Genomic DNA, 25,552 nt, shown 5'->3' on the forward strand with positions numbered 1-25,552 from the left:
CCTGGCCCAAAAGCTCTCCACTCTTATCGTTGCTTTTAGTCATAAACATAACCGTTTGCCTATCCCTTATCGTAAGGGGGAAACGGTGTCCTGTCTTTCATGGGGCTCGTTCAGAAACTTCAGTTATTCCCACGACCTCGCTCGAAATGATGATTAACACGTCGGACCGAGCTATCTGCCGAACAGTTCAACAGAGTTCGCTAATAAGTGAACAGCAAAATTTGACTAATGTTAACGACTCGTACCGCTGAATGGCTGGATAGTCTCATTCAGGCAGGCACGACCTAACCGCTTGATGCAGTGCATTCAGCGACCAAGGCTTGCGCAGGAAAAAACAATGGGAAGGCAACAACCCATCGGGCAGGGACCGATTGCCTGATGTAAGGATGATCGGCAAGAGAGGCCAACGTAACCAGATCACTTGAGCCAATTGCAGTCCATCCATACTGCCCGGCATGCAGATGTCGGTCATTACCAGGGCGATTGAAGACGAGCCCTCCAACTTGGGCAGCGCATCGTCAGCACTTGCACAATCAATAACATTTAAATCCAGCAGCGAAATCGCATCAGCCGTCAATGAGCGCAAAGTTTCATCATCTTCTACGACGAGCACTGTGGGAAACATGGCAGAAATTCCAAGGCATTCATCGTAAGAGCACATGCAAACATCAACGTTTCGAGAAACTGACGAACGGTGTTCGGCGTTGGACCTGTGGCCGATTTTCTCCCACCCGCTAATCTGATTTAGTCGAACAAATTTGTTTGGCTGATGCCTTCATCATAATGGGACATTCGAGAGGGTTACCATGCGCCTTGCAGATTTCATCCTCACAAATCAGGAGCCTATTCTACAAGCGTGGGAGGAGTTCGCCAGGTCGGTGGACACCCCGATGCCCGCGATGGGGTCGCGGGGTCTAAGAGACCATGCCGAGTACATTTTGAAGAGTGTGGCGCTGGATATGCGAACCTCTCAAACCACTCAGCAACAGATCGATAAATCCCATGGGCTCGGGCCTGTAACTGATGACGAATCGGCCGCTCAAAGTCATGCCATTACGCGCCTCATGGCGGGTTTCACCTTAGACCAAATGGTTTCCGAATATCGCGCCCTGAGGTCGAGCGTGCTCAGGCTCTGGCTGACCCAAGGATATTCTGGGGAAGACCATCAAATTTTGGACATGATCCGATTCAACGAAGCAATCGATCAGGCGCTTGTCGAGTCCATCGCAGCGTATGGACAAGCGGTGGAGACGACTCGAAAAACAGTCTTGGGCGTGCTGGGACACGACCTTCGCACACCATTGGGCGCAGTAACCCTGGGTGCCGATCTACTGAGGCAAACCGAGGAGCTAGGTGCTCGTGGAAAAAGAATAATTGCGCAAATTACTACCAGCGTCCAAAGCGCCAACCAGATGGTAAACGACCTGCTTGACTTGGCGCGCTGCAACCTGGGCACTGGAATCCCGGTACGCCCAGAAAAGACAGATCTGACATCTGTTTGCCAATCAGTCGTGGATGAACTCAACACCGCGCACCCTAAAGCGCAAATCATATTTCCCGACTCGGCAGCTGTGACTGGCCAGTACGACCCATCACGCATGGCACAAGTGTTCTCGAATCTCATTGGCAACGCCGTGCGACATGGCAAAGCGCGCTCCCCCATTAACGTCACGCTAAAGGGGGATGGCACGACCGCCTGCTTTAGGGTGCAAAATTACGGAGAGCCAATTCCTCCCAACGCACTGCCTTCTCTCTTCAATCCGGAAGGACGTTACTCCAAGTACTCGGAGGGAGAACATGGAGCATCGTCTGGTCTGGGGTTGGGTTTATTCATAGCCGCTCAGATTGTCGAGGGCCATGGAGGAAAAATTGAGGTCGAGTCGACGCTGGAGCAGGGCACGATTTTCCTAGTGCTTTTGCCCGTTCGCTAATATTCATGGCTTGATCTTTCAAACAAGACAGGAGATTCAGCTCTCATTAACCAGGCTATCAACCGCCATTCATATGCCTGAAATTGAGGTCGGCGTGCCTCCAGACATCGTTCGCTATGTTCGCCAGCGTACAGACGAACAGCGTTAATAGACCTCACACTCGGGGCTGAAAAGCTACGTCTAGAAGGCGCTGCTCGGTGCTGGCGTAATGCGTTGGCGCACCTATCAAAATGCGCGCAATTTTAGTCGTGCGTTTCAGGCACAGGACCTTATGAATAGCATATGGACACGCATACAAGAGGTGTTTTCTCGCTCGTCCGGCTTTTGGCGAACCGGACAGTTTTCCCCACCTCGATTCGCATACGAGCCGATCTTGCGCTCGGAGCTCTTCAGTGCCGATCAGATGGCCAGTCACGGCATCGCCCTGGCGCGACAGCATCGGCTGACCGCATTGTCCGCACGGGATTCGATGCTGAGCAGGCTCGATGACAACGAGCAACTGCTCAAACGCAGCTGCACGGCGCTGACCAACGCACAAATGTCCAATCGACGAGTAACGCCGGCAGCGGAATGGCTGCTGGACAATTACTTTCTGGTCGAAGATCACATCCGCACCGCCAGGACGCATCTGCCCAAAGGCTACAGCCGTGAATTACCACGTCTGATCAACGGACCCTCCGCCGGACTGCCTCGCGTTTATGACATCGCGCTGGAGACCATTTCCCATGGCGACGGCCGAGTCGATGAGCAAAGCTTGAGCCGCTTCATTTTTTCCTATCAGACCGTGGTGCCCCTGGCGCTGGGGGAACTGTGGGCGATACCGATCATGTTGCGTCTGGCACTGATCGAAAACCTTCGGCGCGTGGCTTCGCGGGTCATGGCTAACGCCGATGATCGCAATCTGGCCGATGACTGGGCCGAGCGCCTGATCGAAACCTCGGAGCGTGACATCAAGAATGTGGTGTTGACCGTGGCCGACATGGCTCGCTCCGCACCGCCGATGACCCCAGCCTTTGTCGCGGAGTTCACCCGCCGCCTGCAGGGCCAGAGCGCCGCCCTGGCCCTTCCGTTGAACTGGATCGAGCAGATGCTCAGTGAGACCGGTTCCAGCATCGAACGCCAGGTGCAGCTCGATGCGCAACAACAGGCCGCGGATCAGGTGTCCATCAGCAACAGCATCGGCAGCCTGCGCCTGCTGTCCGCCACGGACTGGCGCGAATTCGTCGAGTCGATGAGTCATGTCGACCAGTTACTCAGGGAAGATCCGGCGGCCATTTATCCAGCGATGGATTTCAGTACTCGCGACAGCTACCGGCATGTCATCGAACGCCTTGCCCGCCAAAGCCCCCAGCACTCGGAAATCCAGGTCGCCCGCACCGCGATCAATCTCGCCGCCACCGCAACAGCCACCGTCTCCTGCCCGGTGCTGGTCCGTCACGTCGGGTATTACCTGATTAGCGCAGGCCTGCCGACGCTGGAGCGACGACTCAACGCCCGGGTGCCGTTCCATACCCGCTGGAAACGTTTGTTGCAGCAGTCGCCGCTGGTGTTTTATCTGGCGCCGGTGGCTTTTCTGACGCTCATCTTCGCCTGGCCGCTGCTGGCCTCCGCGCAGCGTGACGGCATGGCGGCTGCGGCGCTTCTGGTACTGGCGATTCCCTGCCTAATCATGACCAGTCGCCTGGCAGTCGGCCTTATCAACTGGTTGGTGACGTTCAGCATGATACCGGCGGTGTTGCCGAAAATGGATTACGCCAGCGGTATTCCCGATGACGCGAGGAGCCTGGTGGTGATCCCGACGCTGATCGCCAGCCTGGCCGATGTGGACGAGTTGGTGGAGGGCATGGAGGTGCGCTTTCTCGCCAATCGTGACAACAACCTGTATTTCGCCCTGCTTAGCGATTTCCTGGATGCCGCGCAAGCGTCCGAGCCCCAAGACGCTGAATTGCTGGCCCAGGCCAGCCGTGCAATCGCCCTGCTCAACCAGAAGTACGCGGACGGCCTGGGCGACCGCTTCTTCCTTCTTCACCGGCCGCGTCGCTGGAACGCGAGCGAGCGGGTGTGGATGGGCCATGAGCGCAAACGCGGCAAGCTGATCGAGCTCAACGCCCTGCTGCGCGGCCAGGGACAGGATCGTTTCGAGGCTATCGTCGGCGACATCACGCCGTTGCGCGACGTGCGTTACGTGATCACCCTGGACACCGACACCCTGCTGCCGCGCGATGTCGCCCGCCAATGCGTAGCGGCAATGATGCACCCGTTGAATCGGCCGTTGTTCGATGCCACTGGCGAACAGATCGTTTCCGGCTATGCGGTGTTGCAACCGCGAGTGGGCATCAGCCTGACCAGCGCCACGCGTTCAATCTACGCCCGACTGTTCGGCAGCGATGCCGGTGTCGATCCCTACACCCGCGCAGTCTCGGACGTTTACCAGGACCTGTTCCAGCAAGGCTCGTTCATTGGCAAGGGCATCTACGACGTGGATGCGTTTACCTGCGCGCTGGAAGGTTGCCTGCCGGATAACCAGATTCTCAGCCACGACCTGATCGAAGGCTGTTATGCCCGATCCGGGCTGCTCAGCGATGTGCAACTCTACGAGCAATACCCCTCGCGCTTCGGTGCCGATGTCAAACGACGGCATCGCTGGGTGCGCGGCGACTGGCAACTGCTGCCGTGGATATTGCCCTGGGTACGCAACGCCGATGGCGACTGGGTACACAACCGGCTGAGCGTCATGGCCCGCTGGAAGATCCTCGACAACCTGCGCCGCAGCCTGGAACCGCTGGCGCTGTTGCTGATGCTTTCATGGGGATGGTTTGCCAGCAGTGCGCCCCTGGGCTGGACGCTCACCGTCATCGGGTTGCTGGTGATTCAACCGCTGCTGCGTACGGTGACCGACCTGCTGCAACCCCTCGCCGATGTGCCCTATAAACAATATGTGCGAGCGTTGCTCGGCGATCTGGGCCAGGACCTGGCTCGGGCTTGCCTGGCGATCGCCTGGCTGCCCTACGAGATGTTCTACAGCGCCGATGCCATCCTGCGTTCGCTCTGGCGAATCGGCTTCAGCCGCCGTCGGCTGCTGCAATGGCAGCCCTCGCGCGAAGTGGAGCGCAGTACTGAAAACCGGTTGTCCGGCCTCTATCGCCAGATGTGGATCGAACCAGTATCGGCCCTGGTCTCGCTAGCCCTGCTGGCGGATCAGCCGCAGACACTGGCCATCGCCAGTCCCCTGCTGCTGTCGTGGTTTATCGGCCCCTGGATCGCCTGGCGACTGAGCTCGGCCCCCCGGCAATCTGTGTTCGCGCCGTCGACCGAGGACTTGCGCTTCCTGCGCCTGCTGGCGCGCCGAACCTGGGCGTTCTTCGATCACTACGTAGGACCTCAGGATCATTGGCTGCCGCCGGACAACGTGCAGGAAGAACCCAAGCCCGCCATTGCCCATCGCACCTCGCCGACCAACATGGGCATGGCCTTGCTGGCCCACCTGGCCGCTCACGATTTCGCTTACCTGAGCACCGAGCGGATGCTGACACGGCTGGCCGCGTCACTCGAGAGCATGGACGGCCTGGAGCGGCATCGGCAGCACTTCTACAACTGGTACGACACACAGACGCTGGAGCCGCTGAACCCCCACTATGTTTCCACTGTCGACAGCGGAAACCTGGCGGGTTTGCTACTTACTTTGAGCGCGGGCCTTACACAACTGGCAGACGCCCCGATGTTCGGCCCTGCGGTGGTCAAGGGCCTGCGCGACACCCTGGATATATTGGCAGAGGCCCAACGTGCGGCGGGTGCGGATGAAACGGCCGTCAATGAAGTGCGAACAATGCTTGAACAGGCCCCCCTGGGGCTGGAAGACCTGTTGCACGCCGCTCGCATCCGGGTCGCGGACACACCCGCGGGCCACGATGAAGAGAGCCTATACTGGCGCGACCTGTTCAACCGTCAATGTCTCGACTGGACAGATGAACTACAACGCTACCGCCTCCCTGCCCCCTTGCCCGGCACTGACCCGGTGTCTGACAGCTTGCGTCAGCTGGCAGACCTGAACCAAGCCGACTGGGCCACGGAGCATCAACTTCAAGTCGAGCGCGTACGCAGTGCAGCCAGTAACAGCCTGCAAACTCTCGAGCGTCTGGCCGCGTTGTCGACGTCACTGGCGCAGATGGATTTCTCGTTGCTGTTCGACCACCAGCGCGACCTCTTCGTCATCGGTTACAACACCGAAGACCGCCGGCTCGACAGCGGTTACTACGATCTGCTGGCCTCCGAAGTGCGGCTGACCAATTACGTGGCCATCGCCCAAGGACAAATTCCTCAACGCGCCTGGTTCACCCTCGGCAGGCTGCTAGGTGAAAACGCTGGCGTACCGACGTTGCTGTCCTGGTCGGGCTCGATGTTTGAATACTTGATGCCGATGCTGGTGATGCCCAACTATGACGGCAGCCTGCTGGACCAAACGTGCCGCGCCGCCGTGGCGGTGCAGATCGAACACGGCAATCTGCTGGGCATTCCCTGGGGTGTTTCGGAGTCGGGTTATTACACCCTCGATGCCCATTTCAATTATCAATATCGCGCCTTCGGGGTTCAGGCCCTGGGGCTGCAGCGCGGGCTGAGCAATGACGTGGTGATCGCGCCCTACGCCAGCGCCCTGGCGTTGATGGTCGACGCTGATGCGGCTTGCAAAAACCTGCAACGGCTTGCCCTGCAAGGCTCCTCGGGGCGCTTCGGTTTGTATGAGGCGGTGGACTACACCGAGGCCCGCTTGCCGCGCGGCCAGACCCACGCCGTGGTCCGCTCGTTCATGGCGCACCACCAGGGCATGAGCCTGCTGGCCTTGACCAGCCGCTTGCTCGATCAACCCATGCAACGCCGCTTCGAGGCCGACCCGGCGCTGCAATCGGCCCTGCTGCTGTTGCAGGAACGGGTGCCGAAATCCGCTGCGCCGTATCTGCAAACCGCACAGTCGCCGGTGCTCGGCGATGCCGGCCAAGGCCAGGATGCCGGGCTTCGGGTGTTCGCTGACCCCGGTCGCAAACGCCCTGCCGTGCAACTGCTTTCCAACGGTCGCTACCACGTCATGCTGACCAGCGGTGGCGGTGGTTACAGCCGTCGCCATGACATGGCCGTCACCCGTTGGCAGGAAGACATTTCCCAGGACAACTGGGGGATGTTCTGCTACCTGCGCGATGTGCACTCCAATGCGGTCTGGTCCGCCGCGCACCAACCCACGCTGCGTCAACCCGAAAGCCACGAGGCGATCTTCAGCGACTCCCGGGCAGAGTTCCGGGCGCGCAACCTAGATTTCGACACGCACATGGAGATTGTCGTTTCGCCTGAGGACGACATCGAACTGCGCCGCCTGCGCGTCACCAACCGCGCGTCAACGGCCAAGACGCTGGAAATCACCACCTATGCCGAAGTGGTGCTGACGTCCCCGGCCAGCGATGCCATGCACCCGGCGTTCAGCAAGCTGTTCGTGCAGACCGAACTGCTGCCGGCGCTCCAGGCCATCGTCTGCAGCCGCCGTCCCCGGGCCAGCGATGAAGCGACGCCGTGGATGTGCCATTTGCTGGCGGCCCACGGCGTGGACATCGATGCGATCTCCTATGAAACCGATCGCGCCCGGTTTATCGGCCGCGCGCGCACTTTGGTGTCACCTGCCGCCCTGGATGCCGATTGCCAGCACCTGTCAGGCAGTGCAGGCCCGGTGCTGGACCCGGTGGTCGCGATTCGCTGCAGGATTACCCTGCAACCTGGCCAGCAGGCCACCATCGACCTGGTCACCGGCGTCGCCGACACCCGTGATGACTGCCTCTACCTGATTAACAAATACCGCGACCGCCACCTCGCCGACCGGGTGTTCGACCTGTCCTGGACCCACAGCCAGGTGCTGCTGCGCCAGCTCAACATCTCGCTGCCCGACGCCCGTCTGTTCGAACAGATGGCCTCGTCGCTGCTGTATGCCAACGCCTCGATGCGCGCCGACAACGCCGTGCTGATAGCCAATCGGCGCAATCAGTCAGGGCTCTGGGGCCAGGCCATCTCCGGCGACCTGCCGATAGTCTTGCTGCAGATCCAGAGCCTGGACAACATCGCCCTGGTACGGCAGTTGATTCAGGCCCACGCCTACTGGCGGCAAAAGGGTCTGGTGGTCGATCTGTTGATCTGGAACGAAGACCAGGCCGGTTATCGCCAGCAACTGCAGGACGCGATCATGGGGTTGATCACCTCCGGCAGTGAAGCCACGCTGCTGGATCGTCCGGGCGGAATTTTTGTGCGGGCGGTGCAACAGCTGTCGAGCGAAGATCGCGTGCTGGTGCTCTCGGTGGCCAGGCTGGTATTGAACGAAGGTTCGGGCAGCCTGGCCGAACAGATTCATCGCCGCAAGGTCTCGCCGGAGCACGCGCCATTCGTTGCAACGCGGCACTATCAGGCAGGCCCGGCGCTGATTCGGCCCAAGCCTTCGGCACTGCTGCTGGGCAACGCGTATGGCGGCTTCAGCGCCGATGGCAGCGAGTACATCATCAGCGGGCTGGCGACCCAGCCGACGCCCGCACCGTGGGTCAATGTGATCGCCAATGCACAGTTCGGCACGGTGGTCTCGGAAACCGGCAGCGCCTATACATGGGCCGAAAACGCCCATGAGTTTCGCCTGACGCCCTGGCACAACGACCCCGTCACCGATCGCGGCGGGGAAGCCATTTACCTGCGTGATGAGGAGACCGGGCACTTCTGGTCTGCCGCACCGCAACCCTGCCCCGGAAAAGGCTCCTACCAGACCCGACACGGTTTCGGTTACAGCGTGTTCGAACATGAAGAAGACGGCATCTACAGCGAGTTGTGGATCTATGTGGCGCTGGATGCACCGATCAAATTCTCGCGATTATTGCTCAGCAACCGCTCGGGGCGCAGCCGATCACTGTCGGTCACCGGTTATGTGGAATGGGTGCTGGGCGATCTGCGCAGCAAGTCGGCGATGCATTTGGTCACCCAGTCCGACCCGGCCACCGGTGCCCTCTTCGCCCGCAACGCTTACTCGGTGGAGTTTTCCGAGCAAGTGGCATTCTTCGACACCGACACGATCGATCACGGTGTCAGCGGTGACCGTACCGAATTCGTTGGCCGCAGTGGCACCCTGGCCTCGCCGGCAGCGATGCAGCACGCCGGATTGTCCGGGCGCATGGGCGGCGGCCTGGACCCTTGTGCCGCCCTGCAAGTGTCGGTCGATCTGGCCGTTGGCGAGAGCAAGGAAGTCATCCTGCGCCTGGGGGCCGCCGCCTCGAGCAACGACGCCACCCGGCAGGTGCAGCACTATCGGGGCAGCCTGGCCGCCGCCGAGCAGTTACAGAAAGTCCGGGATCACTGGCGCTCATTGCTTGGGGTGATTCGTATCGAAACCTCCGCGCCTGCGGTGGATGTCATGGTCAACGGCTGGCTGATGTATCAGGTCATCGCCTGCCGTTTCCAGGCCCGCAGCGGCTATTACCAATCGGGTGGTGCGATCGGTTTTCGCGATCAGTTGCAGGACAGCATGGCGATGATTCATACGGCTCCCGCGGCCGTGCGCGCGCATCTGTTGCTTTGTGCGGGCCATCAGTATGTGGAGGGCGACGTGCAGCACTGGTGGCATCCGCCGATGAATCGAGGCGTTCGTACGGCCTGCTCCGACGACTTTCTGTGGCTGGTGGCCGCCACCAACCGCTATGTCGAAATGACCGCGGACGTGGCGGTGCTGGAGGAGCCGGTCGGCTATCTGGAAGGACGCCCGTTGGCGGCTGGCGAAGAGTCTTACTATGACCTGCCGGTGGCCTCGTCACTGCAAGAGTCGCTGTATCGACACTGCGTGCGTGCCATCGAACATAGCCTGCGCCGTGGTCATCACGGCTTGCCGCTGATGGGCTCCGGCGACTGGAACGACGGCATGAATCGCGTCGGCCAACTGGGTGAAGGTGAAAGTGTCTGGCTGGGCTTCTTCAGCTATCAGGTGCTGGAGCAATTTGCGGTGACTGCTCGCCTGCACGGTGATCACGCCTTCGCCAAACGCTGCAGCGACTGTGCAGTGACGCTGCAACGCAACCTTGAGCAAAGTGCCTGGGATGGCGCCTGGTATCGCCGCGCCTGGTTCGACGACGGGCAACTGCTCGGCTCGGCGAGCAACGATGAGTGTCGCATTGATTCCATCGCGCAAAGCTGGTCGGTGCTGTCCGGGGCCGGCTCTGCCGTGCGCCAAGTCAAGGCCATGCAGGCACTGGATGAACACCTGATCAAACGCGACATCCGCGCCGTGCTGCTGCTTGACCCACCGTTTGACAAGGGTGCGCTGGACCCGGGCTATATTAAGGGTTACGTGCCTGGCGTGCGCGAGAATGGCGGGCAGTACACCCATGCTGCCGTTTGGGCGGGCATGGCGTTCGCGCAACTGGGCGATGCCGGCAAAGCCTGGGAAGTGCTGAATCTGATCAACCCCGCCGCCCCTGCCAACGTCGCTCGTATAGACATCTACAAGGTCGAGCCCTATGTCATGGCCGCCGATGTCTACGGCACAGCTCCCCATGCCGGCCGCGGTGGCTGGACCTGGTACACCGGTTCGGCCGGCTGGATGTACCGGCTGATTGTCGAGTCATTGCTGGGCGTACAACGCAGCGGTCGCACGCTCAGCATTGATCCGCTGATACCCGTCGACTGGCCGGGCTTCAAGCTGCACTATCGCTTCGGCTCAACCTTGTACCACTTCGATGTGCGTCAGGGCAGCTCGCCCCTGACCTTGATGACCCTCGACGGTCAGCCATTAAGTGGCACGGCACTAACACTGAAAGACGACGGCCTGGAGCGCTGGATTCGCGTGGATTGCCGCGCCCGATTACCCAGGCCTCAGGCGCTGGAATACGCGCAGGTCGTCGATGAGTAGACATTGATCCCCAGCCGTGGCGTGCATGGGAGTACCCTGAGACGGTAAACCCCTCCTCCGCCACGGTGCCTTGCTCATGCCCGCCTCACCCCAGCCAAGCCACAATCACCTGCTCGCGGCGCTGCCAGCCTACGACCTCCAGCGCCTGGCTCCGCATCTGGAGCAGGTCAGCCTGGGGCTGGGGGATGTGTTGTACGAACCGGGGGATACCCTGCGACACGTTTACTTCCCGACCGACGCCATCGTTTCGCTGCTGCATGTCACGGAAAACGGCTCGTCAGCGGAGATCGCCGTGGTCGGCAACGAAGGGTTGATCGGCATCGCCCTGTTCATGGGCGGCGAAAGCACCTCCAGCCGGGCGGTAGTGCAGAGTGCCGGGGTTGCGTTTCGCCTGCCCGGGCAAAAGCTCAAGAATGAGTTCAACCGTCACGGCGATCTGCTCCTGTTGATGCTGCGTTACACCCAGGCACTGATCACCCAAATGTCACAGACCGCCCTGTGCAACCGCCATCATTCGATCGATCAGCAATTATGCCGATGGCTGCTGTTGTCGCTGGATCGCCTGCACGGTAACCGCCTGAACATGACCCAGGAACTGATCGCCAACATGCTGGGCGTGCGCCGCGAAGGCGTCACCGAAGCGGCCGGCAAACTGCAGCGCCAAGGTGTCATCGAGTACAGCCGGGGACAGATCACAGTGCTGGACCGAGCCCGCCTCGAACGCCTCAGTTGCGAGTGCTACCTGGTGGTCAAGACCGAGACAGACCGGCTCCTGCATTATACCCGCCGTCAGGACGAATGAGACGGAAGCTGATCGTCGAAAGCATTCTGGAACCCTCAGACGACCCGCCCTGTCTACCGTGCCCTGCACATAGAGTGCGCACCTCACTCACAGGCGGGCACAGCAATGCCGACAATCTACTTTCCGCTGCAGATCTGGAACAAGTATTGGCGACTCGAGGGTCCCTTGGTGAGCTGCCGTTGCTGTGGGTTTGTCCAACACTTCACAGACGCTGGAGCATTCAGTCATGAGCGAGACTGCAAATCCATCCGGATGCATGCCCAATATTTGCTTCGGGAATTGAGTTCGATCATCGAAAGAAAAATTCAGGATAAAACGTTCTAAAACTGGTGGGATAACCCATTTCCGCATCCTGCGAAGACGATCAGGTGACTCCAAATGCCCTATGACGTGCCTGGGTCGGTTGCTACGCTTACTGATGGGCAGCAATCGGCTGTGGATTCAACCGGTTGATGGAAAAAAGTGGAGGATGGCGATTTCGAAGAAGCACTGGACAGTACTTGGTTTGATCTAGGCTTAAATGAAACTAAGTGGGAGAAAAACACCATGTCCCTCGCTCTCGGAAATCTATCGGCCCTTGCTTTGGGTGTCTTCTTTTGCACAGTTGCGTTTGGTCAAGGATCAGCAGACACCAATCACCCACCGGCAATACTTCCATTGGAATCCGAGACGGTGCCGACGCTCATTGCCTATCCGCCGCTTGCCGAGCCGCTCGCCCGCGGAGTCGTGATTATCCAGTATCGAACAGAGCACGCCAGAATCATGCCGGTATTTGGTAAAGCAGCGGCTGATGTATCACCACGTCTTGGTCACCTTCACGTGACCATTGACGACTGGAACGGTACATGGGCGCACACCAGTGAAGACCCGATTATCTTGGTCGGACTCAAGCCCGGCACTCACAAGGTACTTCTTGAAGTGGCCGACCCGACTCACAAAATCCTCACCAGTACGATCGTGAGTTTTACAGTTCCGGAGAAGAAACCAACCGACGCCCCACACATTGACGATACTCACCCAGTAAAACCATAACTATGGACAAGGGTGGATCAGTGACAGTGTTAGGTGGTCGCTAACCGACCCAGGCTGTGTGAAAACGCACTAAATACGTCGAAAACTGAAAGTTGCGAGGACTGCCTGTGGAATCAGTGGGCGGAAGCGCGAATTGCCCTGGTCAGCTACATAGACGTTCGTAATGCCGTTTGGGCCGCGTCAGCGGCCCAAACGGCAACTAACGAGCGAGCAAGCGGCTGGATTCAAGCCCTGATCACCTCAAGCAGTCCTGCGATGCCGAAGATGCTCATCATTCGTTTGAGGTTGTAGGCGAGCACATGAAGGCTCATTTCGGTGCTCACCCTCGATAGGGTTTTGGTCAGGAAGTGGGTGGCTCCCATCCAGTACTTGAGCGTTCCAAAAGGATGCTCAACAGTCTGGCGGCGAACCCTCATCTTCCCCGGGTCATGTTCCAGCCGAACCTGCATCGTATCGACTACAGCTTCATGTTCCCAGCGCCTCACACGGCGCTCCTTTCCCGTCGTACATTGCTTTTGCATAGCGCAGGACTGGCAGCCTGAGAAGTAGTAACAATGCAACAACATGCCGTCTTCCATCGACGAATGCCGCCGGGTCAGTAACTGTCCCGCAGGGCATCGATACGCGTCCGATGCAGCAACGTAGATGAAATCCTGCTTACCGAATCGGCCTTCGGCTTTGCTGCCCGAGGTCAGGGGTTTCGGCACGAAAGTAGTGATGCCGGCTTGCTCGCAAGCAAGGATTTCCAGACCTTTGTAATAGCCTCGGTCGGCCACCACCGTCAGCGACTCAGCGCCGATCTCTTCACGCGCCTGGTTCGCCATATTGCTCAGTTGCCCACGGTCATTGCCAACGTTGGTCACCTCATGGGCAATGATCAGATGGTGTTTATCGTCGACAGCTGTTTGTACGTTGTATCCAACCGTTCCGGTGCCTCGGCCGCTCGTGGCCATTGAGCGTGCATCTGGGTCTGTGAGGGAAATCTGCTGGTCTGGACTGTCGTGGAGCTGCGCCTCGATGTCCTTGAGTTTCTGCATCTGCTTTTTCAGTGTTTCTATCTTTTCTTTCAGCCGCTCTGCTTTGGCCTCGGCCACTTCGGGCGTTGCCCGATCCGCCGAATCCATCGCCGCCAGATATCGATCAATGCTCTGTTCGATCTGCTGCATGCGTGCCTTCACCTTGCCCTGAGTGAAGTTGCGGTCGCGATTATTGACGGCTTTGAATTTGCTGCCGTCGATGGCGATGATCGATTGGGAGAAGAGATTAAGGTTGCGACAAAGCACCACAAATTGCCGGCAGACACTGCGAATAGCCTTGCCGTTGTCTTTGCGAAAGTCAGCGATGGTTTTGAAATCTGGAGCCAAACGCCCCGTCAGCCACATCAACTCGACGTTACGCTGGGCCTCACGCTCAAGCCGGCGGGTGGACTGAATCCGATTGAGATAGCCGTAGATATAGATCTTCAGCAAGATCGCAGGATGGTAGGCCGGACGCCCCGTTGCAGCAGGATCAACGCCTTCAAACCCAAGTGCACCGAGGTCGAGTTCATCGACGAAAACATCGACCACGCGCACTGGATTTTCTTCGGCTACGTAATCGTCCAGACACTCCGGCAGCAAGGTGACTTGCGTCCGAGCCTCACCTTCAATGAATCGCTTCATGATCGCCCCCGCTACGATCTCGACGATCAGAAGATTAGACAATTGCGGGTGTTTTCACACAGCCTGGACCTAAAGCGGACGAATTCAGGTGCCGTTGTCGATTGATCGGTGATATGGATTGAGCCTGCTAGCATTGAGTGTCAGAGAGCCTATAAGAGCACTGATGATGCAGATGATTGAAGTAGAAGCGAGCGGTTTGAATCAGCTCCGTGCGTCCCTGAGTCAAGCTGGATTGCCCTACGATGATGTGAGCGATCCCGGGCGGCAGTTTTACCGATTCGACGTGGATGGGGAATTGGTTGCTTATGGAGGGTTGGAGGGTACTGGTCCCGATCTCCTGCTGCGATCTATGGTCGTTTGCGAGGAGCATCGTGGAGCAGGGCTGGGTTCGGTAGTGTTGTCGGAACTGGAACAATACGCGGTCTCCCGAGGCGCAGCCCGACTGCATTTGTTGACCCAAAGTGCTGTTGATTTTTTCACGGCCAACGGGTACGAACTGCTTGATAGGAATAAGGCACCTGTCGCAATTTCCCAGACAGCTCAGTTCAAGCATTTGTGCCCTTCGTCAGCAAGCTACCTGCGGAAAACGTTAAGCAGATCCCTTCTGCGCTGAGTGAGTTATCACAGCGCTACTGGGTCATTATTAGCGAACGCCCGCTTATGGCCGTTTTCTGCCTATCGCGAATGGTCGGGTTTGGGTCGGCCGAGAGGACGATGACGTTTCACATAGTTTTCTGAAGGTATGGAGGAATAGCAATCGAAAGAAGAAAAGCGATCCATGGTTGCGACTGGCCCAGGTAGCAAAACCTCGTCGCAGTGAATGCGCGGTGTATCCCTCGCCAGACGCACCGCTGCGCACAAACGCCAGCCGCAAAATGCGTGAGAGACTGTTCGGGTTGATTGGGGCTTCCACTAAATGGCCCCAACGATGGCGCCCACTCATAGGTCAGTCTGGGAATAGCCTCTCGCTGATACATGTGAAACGCTCGTTGAGGACATTACGCTGCAAACCGGACAAACGCTCTTATGGGATATTCCTCAGCAAGATCGGAGAGACGCTGCTCAAGGAGTTGAAACTGATCGCGCCGAAAGCGACATGGATGCCAATTCTGCCCTCGACGAAATGGAGCGCATTAAGTTAATGCGGCTGCTTAAGAAAATTTATCTGACCTGAAGACTGACTTGTTGCGGACCCGATCCATCTGAGCTTTCCGTAAATCACGCTCCCTCACCTCCTCGGCGTACCGCCCCTTCAGCCTTCGCGCGCGAAAATGCCCTTGGGTTTGAGAATCTTGCTTTCTCAAACCTGTTAAACCGCCTACATCTTGCGGTGATTAACCACGTTTTACAGCTATTAACCCGCAGGCCGTAGCACGGTCACCGTGTGGATCGGAAGTTGCCTGCTGTGATGGGCTGCTACCAGTCTTCAGTTGAGGAGCAAAAAACGGGGCCAAATACACCTATCCCTAATTTTTTCGCTTGTTCCTCAATTCGGCCAGCCTGAAGCACATCTTGTTTAGTCGGGAAGTGGCGCAACAGGAAGTGAGCGTTTTGTCTAATCCGCTCGGGCACTTCTGTGTCGCGAGCAAGTTCCGTCAGGAAAGCATGAGTTTGTGCGACGGACCTGCTCCGTTCAAATGGCATCGTCATTTAAGCCTCCACGCGTTGCGATCGCCAATCCAATACAAGGCGATCGGATTCGGTCATCTATAGCTCTATAATCGCTCTATAATTCCCTATAAACCTGCGTCCTAAGCGTCCGCCTGTAGCGGTTTAATGGGCAGATCAGAAACGCGTGTTCGAAACGCAGCTTCAAAGCTCAAGCTTCCTGGTCTTACCCATCTCAATCCTTTCGAGCAGTATCGACAGTACTTCGGCGGCAGTCCCCATCAGCATGAATTCCTTCGGTTCACCCATTGCAACGTCGACCTTGTTCACATGAATGACCGATGCTCCAGAAGCCAACGCAAGATCGGGAAGGCCTGCGGCAGGCATGACGATCCCGGAGGTGCCGACTGAGACCAGCAGATCGCAATCTTTCACCAGCTGCACCGCAGTTTTCCAAGCCTGGGCTGGTAAATCCTCAGCGTACCAGACCACTGCAGGACGCATCTTGCCGTTACAACGCTGACACCTAGGAGGGTCAATCAAAGCGCCTTCATCCGGCACTGCTGATTGATCGGGCGACACAACCGCAGGTCGATGGCAGGCGAAGCACTTGGGCATGGCCAAACTGCCATGCAGATGCACCACATTCAACGAGCCGGCTCGCTCATGGAGGTCGTCAATATTCTGGGTGATAACAGACACTTGGCGTTGTGAGTTAGCCAGACGAGGTATTGCACGATGTGCGGCATTGGGCTCTGCTTGAGCAACGCGGAGCCGCCGCCACAGATACCATCCCCAGACCAAGGCGGGGTTATCCCGAAAGGCCTTGGCCGTCTCCAAATACCTTGGATCGTATCCTGTCCAGATTCCAGACAGTTTTTCGCGGTACGTGGGAACGCCGCTATCGGCGGAGATGCCAGCGCCGGTGAAAAAGACCACCTTCCTGGCCTTTTGCAGTGCGTCTACCGCTTGCTCTATGACCGTCATGCTACCCCTCCCAGCCACAGTTGCTTTCCACAAGTAGCAACTGCCCGCTAATGTCATCGAAGGCCGCCACGCCCTGCTACGCTTTGCCCTTCACGGAGGAAACACCATTCCCACCTCAGACCTGCTGCCGTCCCTGCTGTCCAAGCTCAATGAAAACCAACTGGCCCTGGAAGCGGCCATCCTAGAACTTTCAAACTGGGTAGAGCAGCGTGGTGCAGTTGAAGTCGCGGATAACGTACGCGGCGCCCTGGTGGCGATCGACCGAAATGAAGAATTCATCAAGCTGACCCTCGCGGTAATGATGACGCCCGAGTGAAGATCGAAAGCGAGCTGTACCCCACGAAACGCTACATCGGGGGGAGTGAATTACCCCCTTCATCACGCCGGAGACGAGCCGTCATCGTCTGTCGATCAACCTTTGTCACTGCCAGGACTGCGGACATTCGGTTTTCGACGACGAGTGCCGCCAGGTGGGAGATCCGTCCCTAGTCCCGCCAGCGGGCCGGATGGCTCCTGGCTTTCATCGCGATGGCGCAGGTTATTGACCAACCGCTCATCGACTCCACCAAATCCCAAAGTATTTTCCTCCGCCTCTGGCTCAAGGTCCTCGGCGTCCGGGGGCAAGTAGCCAGGGCTGAGCAAATAATGCGAAAGCAGTTTGTGGTGGGGATATCGATTCTCAAAAAGCTTAAACAACCCATTGAAAATTTCTTCCCCGGCGGGTGTGCCGGCCACCCGCCGTAACACGAACTCGGCGATGGCCAGGCGCACCTCGATCTCACTCGCGTTGAGCGGAAGCTCCTCCGCGGTTTCTTCAAACCATTGGTACGTACCGTATCTCAGAGGCTGATCAGACATCTTGGACTCCCGCAGCGAGTGGAACGCCGTGATGAGCGAGACCGTACACCCACGTCCGGCCAATCGTTATCAGGTGGCCGTCATTAGATCAATGCGGCAGCGAAGTCCAACATACTGCAAGCGTATGACCAATGAAACCACCGGAATCCTGTGTACGTTCGCGGCAGTCCATACGCCAACCAGAGCCAGGATGACCGCGTCGAAGACCGTCGCCGGGGTGAACGCTTCGACCAGGCCCCTCCTCAGCCATTAAGCCGTCGAGGCCGCCTTTGAGTCTGGCCCAGCTCAAGCTCGACTACCTCCGCGCATGACGCATTCGGCTAACCCTTCAGCTCAGGGCAGGCATTAAACAACGAGGAACGGCCACTCCAGCCGCTACGAAACAGCCGTGAGGGCGTGCGGCTTTAGCATCCGTCGAACGCCTATTCACTGCGCAGCGGGAAGACAGCGGCATACTTTTGCAAGGTGTCGTATTATTGTATGTAACTAAGCAGCTGCCGATACTGGAGTATTAAACGCCCAATGGGCATCAAAACTTCTTGGAAGTTAAGCCTAGGTTATAAGTAAAGCGGTCATGGAGGCGAATGAGCGCGAGGGTTTATGCCCTGAATAATCGCTGGCTAGCCGTCAACTGATACCGAATTTCCGACTATTTTCCCGATAAACGGTCATCACCTGGGGTAACATTCAATTACCCCACGTCAGTAACTTTGCAAAACAGTTGTTTGGTAGCCGCTTTTGTACAGCATAATTACATGCTACGTAATACACTGCAAAACAATGCGCCGCCTGGCACAATGGCATCACTAAGCCCTAATGCGAAAATCGAGCATGTTGCAGATCTACCGCAATCCCAAGAGATGAAGATATGCACGTCGAACATATCAAATTGGATCCAAATTTTATAATTACATTAAATTTTTGCCACAATGACGACAGATAAATACATGGTGCTTCGCACGTTGCTAACCCATTGCTACTCTCGACTAATTGAAAAAAAGTGACGCGCGCAACTGCTAACTAGATCCCGACCTCAAGCTTATAATTTCTCTCAAACAGCACAGCACAGCACAGCACAGACAACTTCTGGGCACGGCTGATCAAAGCGCATTAATATTAATGCTTAGGAATTGCCCTCAATCGATAAAGCCACAACGGAATATATATAGGCGTTAGAAATACAAAGAAACTTTGCAGCGGTCTTATCAAGCCTCGAAGAGAAAGAAGTGCTAAAGCCCCCTCCCCATTAGCCAATGGGCGATACAGCTCAGCGCACGACCACTTAAAAGTAGTTTCCAATGCGCATGGCCATAACAGATAGTAGCTATCACCCCCTCTAGCTAGAGGCTTCATGCACCCCTAACAAATTTAGAGAAAGTGATCCACTGGCATGCACGACGATAAAAACCCGTGGAATTGAAAAAACACAAACAACAACCAAAAACAAATATATCCACCGAGTGGGGAGTTTTGTCAGCCACAAAATACGGCCAGACAGTGCGCAAATTTCGATAAGCGCTTAACTCACTAAGCTCCGACATTTAAAACATAGGAGCCGGCAAAGAAAATATCTGCAAAAACCAACTCCTGGAAAAATCTATCACCACAGGGGTACCGGGGGAGCATGGGTTGCTTCCGGCCCATTGATTGATCCGAGCAAAACACGTCAACGATTGCCAAGAGCTGCCTGCCCCAGCAGAAGACGACCAGGTCGCCCTTAAAAATTCACCCTTAAAAATCGGCTCATAAGTAGGCCCAGGAACGTTGCCAAACATGTGCCACTACTCCCTTGGAGGAGTGTCAACAATCTGGTAACCGGTCGAGATCGGAGCTCGGATCGATGTACGTGTGGTCTCGGGATATCAGAACTAATATACCAAATAAGGTAAATTTTTACCAACTAAGGTAAACATCAATTGACGTAACGCCTTCTATTTATTACATATTTAATCCACTCACTCCCTTCATCGCTTACTTATAGAAAAATCAAACAATGAGGTTTATCTTTACCCTAGCGCCCACGCCATAAATGGCTCCAGAAAATAGAATCACCTTGCCACCATACAAATCACTGAGCATCCATATGCTTCGTCGGGAGCAGCAATAATAATTTTTATTAATTAAAGATTCTCATAAGCTCAATTGATTTTCCGTACTTTTCCAGAGAGCAGCAGTTCACAACAAGTAGGATTTACTCGATTTATCAAATAGACGGCCGCGAAGAACATTAAAAATTTTATGCAGAGTCTATGGAATAGGCCCACCGACCCACCACAATCAAGACGAGCAAGGAGGTGTTTGATGCATACTTTACAAACCCTCAACGAATTACCTAAGAAGTCTTACTTTGGCAAACATTCTGTTTATTTCCCCTCTCAGAAGAACCAGAGACAGATCGTTTGCGATAGCATTCTGGAGGCCGATTATTGCATTCTCCTTGAGTTTGACTCAAAAGTGGAATGCTACAATGCTCGTCCCGGTGCGTTTAATATATGCGTCAATGGTGAAGCCCAAGACTACACGCCTGACTTTATAACAGAAACTTCCGAATCATTATATTACACCGAAGTCAAAGCAAACTTCGAAAAGCTTTCTAGCCGAGTCAAGATCAAACTGGATGCAGCCAGCCACTACTTCAGTAGCATGGGTTACTCATTAAAATTTGCCGACGAAAACACCATTCGTAAAGGCGAAATATTGAAAAACTTAAAGTTCTTGTATCTTCACTCTTTTAACGTTGGCAAAGATGAACTCGGCGACTGCGCTAGACAACTGGAAGCGATTACATACCCGATAAGATTGGGAGATCTGTTTGCAATGGGTAACAGACCAAGCGTCCGTTCCACTTACAAAGCAATGTTTGATCAAAGTTTGACTTTCGACTTAAACAAACGGATAACATTGAACACCCTAATTGAGGGTCGAAAAGATGGACACAACCATCCCGAAAGTTGGTGCACAGTATACACTGGACAGCCAAGTGTATGAGATTATTTCGATTGTAGATAATACGATCTCTCTGTGCTCGCTAGTTTATCACTATCACCGCTATCTTGACTTTGACTCATTTGCCTTGATGGAACAGAAAGGAGTTTTAGTCCTACACCAACGAGCGCCCGCTGATTTGAGCAAGGCCTCACAATTAATTTCGTTACCGGCCAAACAACAGGAGCATTTCAGATATCGCCTTAAATACATTGAGGCGTGTAACAAAGTACTGAAAGGTCGATTACCAAAAGATGCTACCAAGGCATTGATAGAACGTATAGCTGATAAAATTGGCGACCTGCACGCTCCCAGCGTCTCAACAGTGTGGAGGTGGACTCACAAATACCGCATGAATAATCGAAACCCCTTTTCATTACTCAAACGCTATGGCTTAAAACGGGCAAAACGAACCTCGCACCTTGTGGAAGAACTCATTACCCACTACATCAAAACCTCCTACCTGCAACGAGAATGCCCTACCGTAACGCACTCATATAAATTGTTAAAATCACATATAACAGTTGAAAACAACCGCCGATCCAATATTGGAAATCTGGCTCTAGAAACTCCGTCGTATGCGACTTTTAGACGTAGAATATTAGCGATGGACCGCTTTTTAGTGACCCGTAAACGACAGGGCTTGAAAGCTGCGCAGCGGGTCCATAAGTTTGGCGGGCATTTATATGTCGATAATGATCTGAACGCCAACGTTCAATATGACACTTTGACTATGAATGTTAATATAATCGATCAGCAAGGCAGCTGTATCGGCCGTCCTATCTTATCAGCGTTATTCAACCCCGCATGTAGAGAGTGCCCTGGCTATGACATAGACATAGGTGCGCCCTGCGCAGAAAAAACCATTCGAGCAGCGATCCGCGCAATTATTAGAGTCGGTAAATATGCGAGTGTCACTACCGATCACGGCTCGGAAGTTTTTAACAACTGGATCCAAAATACGTTCAATACTCTAGGTATTGTTATCGATTATGTCCCCGTAGGGGATCCCGATGCCAAAGCGTTCATCGAACGCTTTTTTGGCACAGTTGATACGAGTTTTTGCAACAACCTGCCTGGCACCACTAAAAGCAACCACCTTACGCTAGGAGACTATCCCTCCGAAGATCGCGCTTGCATGACACTCGACGAGCTGCGCAGCGCCTTCGATGCGTGGCTGGAGGTATATCACAACTCCTATCATGAGGGTCTAGGTACCAGCCCTGCAAAAAAACGCAAAGAATTGGAAAAGCTGTCTCCACCCGCTGAGCGCTACTCCTCAGAGGATCTTCAACAACTTTGCTTAAGCACGTGGCGGTTGAGAATCTCTCGAGGCAGGGTGCAATCAAAACACTTATTTTGGACAGGCCCTGGTTTACCCGAAGTTGCCGAACGGCTGTCGGCTAAACAAAAAGCCTTGGTTTATTTTAATCCCTGCGACCTTGGCACTGTCTGGGTGGCCCATCCCGATACTCCTAAAGATTGGCACCCGGCATACGCGACTCGCAGTGACTATCAGAATTGTTTAACCCTCTCCGATCATGAACGAGTCTTGCAGGCATTCAAAGATGAAAAACGAGATTTTGATGGCAGCAAAGCCTCCCAGAAAATGTATGAACTTAACCAGTTGATAGAATCTTACAAAAATAAGTCACGCAAAGAAAAAACCGTACAAAAAAAAACGGACTCCACCATCGCAGCCATCACAACATCCACGAGCTATATTTGACTCTACAGACTACCCCACATTTTTTCTAAGGGGTGGCTCCAATGAACAGTGAAGCGAAAGCAAAACTATTGCGGTTTAAGTCTTTCACAATTGCACACCCGCAATTTCGAGAGGCATTGAATACAATTAACCGTTCAATACAAGCTACCGAACTTAGGGGTGAACCAAGTTGCGCATTGTTACTTGGCGAACCAGGCACAGGCAAAACCCGTGTTTGCGACCATGTAATCGCTAATCTGGATCAAGCTTCGACATTGAAAGTTAAGGGGGGCCTTCAGGAAATCTATCCTTCAATCTATTGCATCATTCCTAACAACGTCACAATCAAAGGAGTAGTCGTCGCCTTACTTCAGTGCTTCCGAACAGATAGCACCTACCAACCTATGTGGGCTCTAGAAAACCGGCTGTGGGCATTACTAACCAATTGTCAAACGGAGCTCATATTTCTGGATGAACTCCAACACCTTTTACGTCGAGGTGCTATACGGACACATGAAAGCGTATGTGATTGGATAAAAGTGCTAACTGATTTATTTAGGGGAGAAGTCATTTTAGTCGGCACACCTGTATGTGAGGAAGTCATTAAATGCCACTCCGCACTATCTGGTCGCTTCCCACATATTGCACGTCTAAATCCATTCACACTTGGCTCTCCCGAGGAGTACAACGATTTTGTTAGGCTTATCCGAGCATTTTCTATAGAAATCGCCAGGACATTGGAGTTCAAAAAAATGCCTGCACTAACCGATGAAAAAATGGTGTTAGCACTATACGCTCTCACGGGCGGCAACATGCGTTCAATACGCACTCTGCTGTTTGAAGCATTAACTGATGCCTTAGAACGTGATGACCAAAATTTATTGTCATCTGACTTTTCAGTCACAGCAGACCGTATCAACTTTACAACGCGAATTACAAATAAAAACCCTTATGAAATGTCTCTCGCTCAGCTTAGGAAAGCCTTATATTAATCGGTGCCTCCATGTTTCGTCTATGTTACACGCCCATACCGAAGCAAGATGAAAGCGCGGTCAGCATGTTACTCCGCACGACAGCATGCAATGGCTTCAACAATCTTGATGTCTTTAATCGGGCCTTCAAATTGAAGCTACATGGCGATGTTTCTCGTCTATGGCAAGGTTCCCCAACTCACAACCTTTTTACATGTCACGAAAAGTTGACAATGGAAGATAAAGAGCTGATTAATCGTGCGTTTCATGTATTAAGGCGGGAGGGAACCCGGTATTTTGTCAGCATCGACGGTGTATTATACCCTGCGTCTATGCTGCGGATTAGATTGGCACTATGCCCATCTTGTATCCGCGATGGTTATCTCAACAAAATGCACACTTTTCGCTGGTCCGACGTTTGCCCTATGCACAATGAAAATTATATTCATACGTGCCCCCAATGCAGCACCCCTCTGAACTGGTTGAAAATTTCCGATTACTACTGCGAGTGTGGCTTTGATCTACGCATGGCCCCCACTACTGTTGCGCACGACCGCATCAGCAAAATTATTGATTGTGCCATGCATGAGAGCAATGCAGCTTTTTTTGACCTGCTTATGTCTTGTATGAATGCACTTAGATTTTTGTCCACCACCAATAATCGTTCATTTCTTATGGAGATCTGCGTTAATATTGCCAACGGAAAAAAAGCGGAGTTTTTTAACGAAATTATTAAACTACAGAAGCAATTTCCTTCTTTACATCGCCGCGCCCTGCTTGCCCCTTTTATCCTCAGTCAAGATACAACTCTAAGCAAATATGGTATGGAATTTCTTTTCTCCTCTCAGCAGGCGAGACCCGTTAGGCACGCTGCCGGATGCTGTTGCAGCGATTTACTCTTCGACGAAAAAGAACTTAAATTCGTATTTTCAACCGAGCAAAACGTCACGCAGTTAAAATCTGAACAACGCTGCATTTACGCTAAGGAATACGCACAACCACCATTGTATAATTGCCCGAACATGTGCGAATCCATGATGAATCATGTTGCTATTACCTGGGATAAAATTACCAAACCTACGACCATATCACCAGAATTCAAGCTACTTAACACCAACGAAACCGCCGAATTACTGCACACTACTCCAGCTAAAGTTCGAAGACTTCTAAAGTCCGGACTACTTAACACAGTAGTCCTTCATAAATTTGAAGGATTTTTTACACCATTATCTTCAGTCAAGCATTTTAATGACAAATACATCCTCAAATCTGAAATCCGTTCCAGAACCACCTTACACGCCAAAGTAATTGATTATTTACTTTCAAATTGTGCCCCCATGAGGATAGGTTCCCCCCCATACGTAACGAACATACCGATATACCGCCGAGACCATCTACCAAAGATGCTATTAAATGCGATGAACGATGTAGCAACTAACATTATAAAACAGCCGCTCGGACCAAATAACTTGGTAAAATTTGCGGAAACAGCCAGATTACTACGCGTAAACGTTAAAGACATAAAACCAATGATTGCCTGTGGCCTGCTTAGATTATCTCATGCTCTACCTTCTCGCGGATCAGTCGGACGTGAGTATTGCACAGGTGATAGCTTAGAAGCAGCGATCATTTGGCGTAACAGTCATTACTCACTGAAGGAAGTGGCGCTAAAAGTAAAGTGCAGCCAACACTTGATTCATACAAGATTTATTTCAAGCGGATTCGCAAAGTTTACTGAATTTAGATGCAATCATTTTGTCTCCAATGAAACCTTAAGCAAAATAAAATCTCACTATAAAAAATACACCACGCTTAATTATCTTTGCGCTGAAACAGGATGCACTGTTAAAGCGATATCCAGTTTAATTGCCGACGATAAAATCCATGCACTTACCGAGTCAGACCCTGATTATATAAAGGGACAAATTGTTGTGAGTCGAACTCAAGCAAGACAAGCGATCGCGAATTTTTACTCCCAGCGCCCTTTGAGAGTTGTGATTAAACATCATAACTAGAACAGCCATAACACCCGCTGCAAATGCCCCCTCCTTCCACTCTGCACCTTAGCTCCTTAGCTCCGTTGAGCACCGCTGCTGAT

The 25,552-nt window shown here is 54.2% G+C and carries 15 protein-coding genes and 1 pseudogene; 11 read left to right on the plus strand and 5 right to left on the minus strand.

Annotated elements, in window-relative coordinates:
• Positions 1 to 265: 265 nt before the first annotated feature.
• Positions 266 to 625, minus strand: coding sequence for a response regulator (locus FFS64_RS28225; RefSeq protein WP_137808039.1), 360 nt, complete (start codon positions 623 to 625; stop codon positions 266 to 268).
• Positions 626 to 806: 181 nt separating this feature from the next.
• Between FFS64_RS28225 and FFS64_RS28230 the strand changes: the two genes are divergently transcribed.
• From FFS64_RS28230 to FFS64_RS28250, 4 genes are all read left to right on the plus strand, one after another.
• Positions 807 to 1,931 carry a sensor histidine kinase gene (locus FFS64_RS28230; RefSeq protein WP_137808040.1) on the plus strand — a complete coding sequence of 375 codons (1,125 nt, stop codon included), beginning with the start codon at positions 807 to 809 and terminating at the stop codon, positions 1,929 to 1,931.
• 271 nt (positions 1,932 to 2,202) lie between these two features.
• Positions 2,203 to 10,842, plus strand: a complete 8,640-nt coding sequence (locus FFS64_RS28235; RefSeq protein ID WP_137808041.1) for a GH36-type glycosyl hydrolase domain-containing protein — start codon at positions 2,203 to 2,205, stop codon at positions 10,840 to 10,842.
• Positions 10,843 to 10,918: 76 nt separating this feature from the next.
• Positions 10,919 to 11,644: a Crp/Fnr family transcriptional regulator gene (locus FFS64_RS28240; RefSeq protein WP_137808042.1), complete on the plus strand. Its 726-nt coding sequence runs from the start codon at positions 10,919 to 10,921 to the stop codon at positions 11,642 to 11,644.
• A gap of 546 nt (positions 11,645 to 12,190) precedes the next feature.
• Complete coding sequence (locus FFS64_RS28250; RefSeq protein ID WP_137808055.1) at positions 12,191 to 12,676, plus strand: DUF6130 family protein; 486 nt, start codon at positions 12,191 to 12,193, stop codon at positions 12,674 to 12,676.
• A gap of 224 nt (positions 12,677 to 12,900) precedes the next feature.
• Here FFS64_RS28250 and FFS64_RS28255 read toward each other — a convergent pair whose 3' ends face one another.
• Positions 12,901 to 14,337, minus strand: coding sequence for an IS1182 family transposase (locus FFS64_RS28255; RefSeq protein WP_137808044.1), 1,437 nt, complete (start codon positions 14,335 to 14,337; stop codon positions 12,901 to 12,903).
• Positions 14,338 to 14,500: 163 nt separating this feature from the next.
• Between FFS64_RS28255 and arsN2 the strand changes: the two genes are divergently transcribed.
• Both arsN2 and FFS64_RS28265 read left to right on the plus strand, forming a co-directional pair.
• On the plus strand, positions 14,501 to 14,950 hold the full coding sequence (gene arsN2, locus FFS64_RS28260; RefSeq protein ID WP_256660563.1) for an arsenic resistance N-acetyltransferase ArsN2: 450 nt from the start codon (positions 14,501 to 14,503) through the stop codon (positions 14,948 to 14,950).
• A gap of 385 nt (positions 14,951 to 15,335) precedes the next feature.
• Positions 15,336 to 15,511: pseudogene (locus tag FFS64_RS28265) on the plus strand (MarR family transcriptional regulator); the annotation flags it as partial.
• Between the two features lie 242 nt (positions 15,512 to 15,753).
• Here FFS64_RS28265 and FFS64_RS28270 read toward each other — a convergent pair.
• Positions 15,754 to 15,987, minus strand: coding sequence for a BPSL0761 family protein (locus tag FFS64_RS28270; RefSeq protein WP_137808045.1), 234 nt, complete (start codon positions 15,985 to 15,987; stop codon positions 15,754 to 15,756).
• Positions 15,988 to 16,149: 162 nt separating this feature from the next.
• Positions 16,150 to 16,932 (minus strand): NAD-dependent protein deacylase, encoded by a 783-nt coding sequence (locus tag FFS64_RS28275; protein ID WP_137808046.1) that lies wholly within the window; start codon positions 16,930 to 16,932, stop codon positions 16,150 to 16,152.
• 106 nt (positions 16,933 to 17,038) lie between these two features.
• On the opposite strand from FFS64_RS28275, the gene FFS64_RS31895 reads away from it, so the two are divergent.
• A complete protein-coding gene (locus FFS64_RS31895) occupies positions 17,039 to 17,248 on the plus strand; it encodes a hypothetical protein (protein ID WP_137808057.1) in 210 nt (69 codons plus the stop codon).
• Positions 17,249 to 17,343: 95 nt separating this feature from the next.
• Here FFS64_RS31895 and FFS64_RS31900 read toward each other — a convergent pair whose 3' ends face one another.
• Positions 17,344 to 17,790: a hypothetical protein gene (locus tag FFS64_RS31900; protein WP_256660564.1), complete on the minus strand. Its 447-nt coding sequence runs from the start codon at positions 17,788 to 17,790 to the stop codon at positions 17,344 to 17,346.
• A gap of 2,301 nt (positions 17,791 to 20,091) precedes the next feature.
• Here FFS64_RS31900 and FFS64_RS28290 point away from each other — a divergent pair.
• From FFS64_RS28290 to FFS64_RS28305, 4 genes are all read left to right on the plus strand, one after another.
• Entirely contained in the window at positions 20,092 to 20,778 is a 687-nt protein-coding gene (locus FFS64_RS28290; RefSeq protein WP_137808047.1) for a hypothetical protein, read from the plus strand.
• Complete coding sequence (locus FFS64_RS28295; RefSeq protein WP_137808048.1) at positions 20,720 to 22,504, plus strand: DNA-binding domain-containing protein; 1,785 nt, start codon at positions 20,720 to 20,722, stop codon at positions 22,502 to 22,504. The genes FFS64_RS28290 and FFS64_RS28295 overlap by 59 nt, the downstream gene beginning before the upstream one ends.
• A gap of 41 nt (positions 22,505 to 22,545) precedes the next feature.
• Positions 22,546 to 23,475, plus strand: a complete 930-nt coding sequence (locus tag FFS64_RS28300) for a TniB family NTP-binding protein (RefSeq protein ID WP_137808049.1) — start codon at positions 22,546 to 22,548, stop codon at positions 23,473 to 23,475.
• A 212-nt stretch (positions 23,476 to 23,687) separates the two neighbouring features.
• Positions 23,688 to 25,469 carry a hypothetical protein gene (locus tag FFS64_RS28305; protein WP_137808050.1) on the plus strand — a complete coding sequence of 594 codons (1,782 nt, stop codon included), beginning with the start codon at positions 23,688 to 23,690 and terminating at the stop codon, positions 25,467 to 25,469.
• Positions 25,470 to 25,552 lie beyond the last annotated feature (83 nt).

Origin of the sequence: Pseudomonas sp. G(2018), assembly GCF_005502415.1 — a bacterium.
Taxonomy (GTDB): domain Bacteria; phylum Pseudomonadota; class Gammaproteobacteria; order Pseudomonadales; family Pseudomonadaceae; genus Aquipseudomonas.